Annotated in this window: 1 protein-coding gene; it reads right to left on the bottom strand. The window is 40.1% G+C overall.

The window, feature by feature from the left end:
• Window positions 1–1,033, bottom strand: a 1,033-nt coding sequence (locus RB298_RS15545) for a DNA topoisomerase (protein ID WP_486047524.1), incomplete at its 3' end; no start/stop codon positions are given.
• Window positions 1,034–1,323 lie beyond the last annotated feature (290 nt).

Below are 1,323 nucleotides of genomic sequence, written 5' to 3'. Positions count from 1 at the left end.
CACTCAGCTTTTCTAAAATCTCAGGAAACGTTTCTGTTTCGCCTTCTGTTACGTAGTTTGAGTCTGACCGCGGATAAGAAACAATTCCTTTCTGGTACAGCCCTTGCAGCACATCAAGCGTCTTTTTAGGAGAAAACTTAAACGCTTTATTCGCGGTTGCTTGAAGTGAGGATAGGTTAAATAATAAAGGCGGCTGGAACTCTTTTCGCTCCGTTACAAGTTCATGAACTTGTGCGTCTTTTCCTTCGCAAAACTGAGCAATTTTATACGCCATTTCTTTTTCTTTGAGGCGTGATTCTCCGTCTTGATGCCATTTACCTTCATACTTCTTTCCTTCAATATCAAACTTAGCAAGCACTTCCCAAAAAGGCTCTGATTTAAAATTATCAATTTCTTTTTCACGCTTCACGATCAAAGCAAGAGTGGGAGTTTGAACTCGTCCTGCTGAAAAAACATCTGACATGCCATGCTTTTTCAATAAAATGCTATACACGCGTGATGCATTCATTCCAACGACCCAATCCGCACATGCTCTTGTATATGCTTCATAATAAAGGTTGCGCGTATCGCTTTCATCTTTTAACTGTTGAAACCCATCATAAATGGCTTTTGGCGTTAAAGAAGAAATCCACAATCGCTTCATGGGCTTGTGCACACCTGAGAGCTGGATGATATTACGGACGATTAATTCTCCTTCGCGCCCCGCATCTCCCGCATGTATAATTTCTGTGACCGTCGGCTTTTTAAGCAGTTTTTTTACCACTTGAAACTGCTTCGCTTTTGAGCGCGTCACTTCATATTGAAAACGGTCTGGAATCATCGGCAGCGTGTCAATTGACCACTTTTTCCACTCCGGCTTATAATCTTCCGGACTTACAAGCTGACATAAATGCCCCACTGCCCACGTTACATATGCTCCGTCTGTAAACACTTCATTCGGTGGAATCTCTAAATAGCCCTCGTGACGCTTTGGCTTAAACTGTGAAGCGAGCGTCGACCCTTGATTCGGCTTTTCTTCAATAATTAACTTCATGTATCTAATCACCTTACATTTCAAGTTTCCATGTGAAACTTAGTTAGTTTTATTATTTTATCATAGAAAGAGCTGTTGGAGTATGAATAGGAAGAAAAGTAGTTTCAAGGAGAAAGGGACATAGTTCAATTCGAATATATCTCGTTTTTTTATTATATACTTCCGCTAAAAAAGCTGCAGATGACATTTTCTGCAGCTTTCATATACTTCAATAGTATATAAAATGAGCCGAAAGTAATTCTCCCGGCTCCTCTGACTTTACTTATTACTTGCCTGCACATAACAAATAC

The sequence above is a fragment of the Priestia sp. BR_2 genome, assembly GCF_041954005.1.
Taxonomy (GTDB): domain Bacteria; phylum Bacillota; class Bacilli; order Paenibacillales; family Paenibacillaceae; genus Paenibacillus_AQ; species Paenibacillus_AQ lautus_A.
This window is presented reverse-complemented; position numbering and strand designations above follow the sequence as displayed.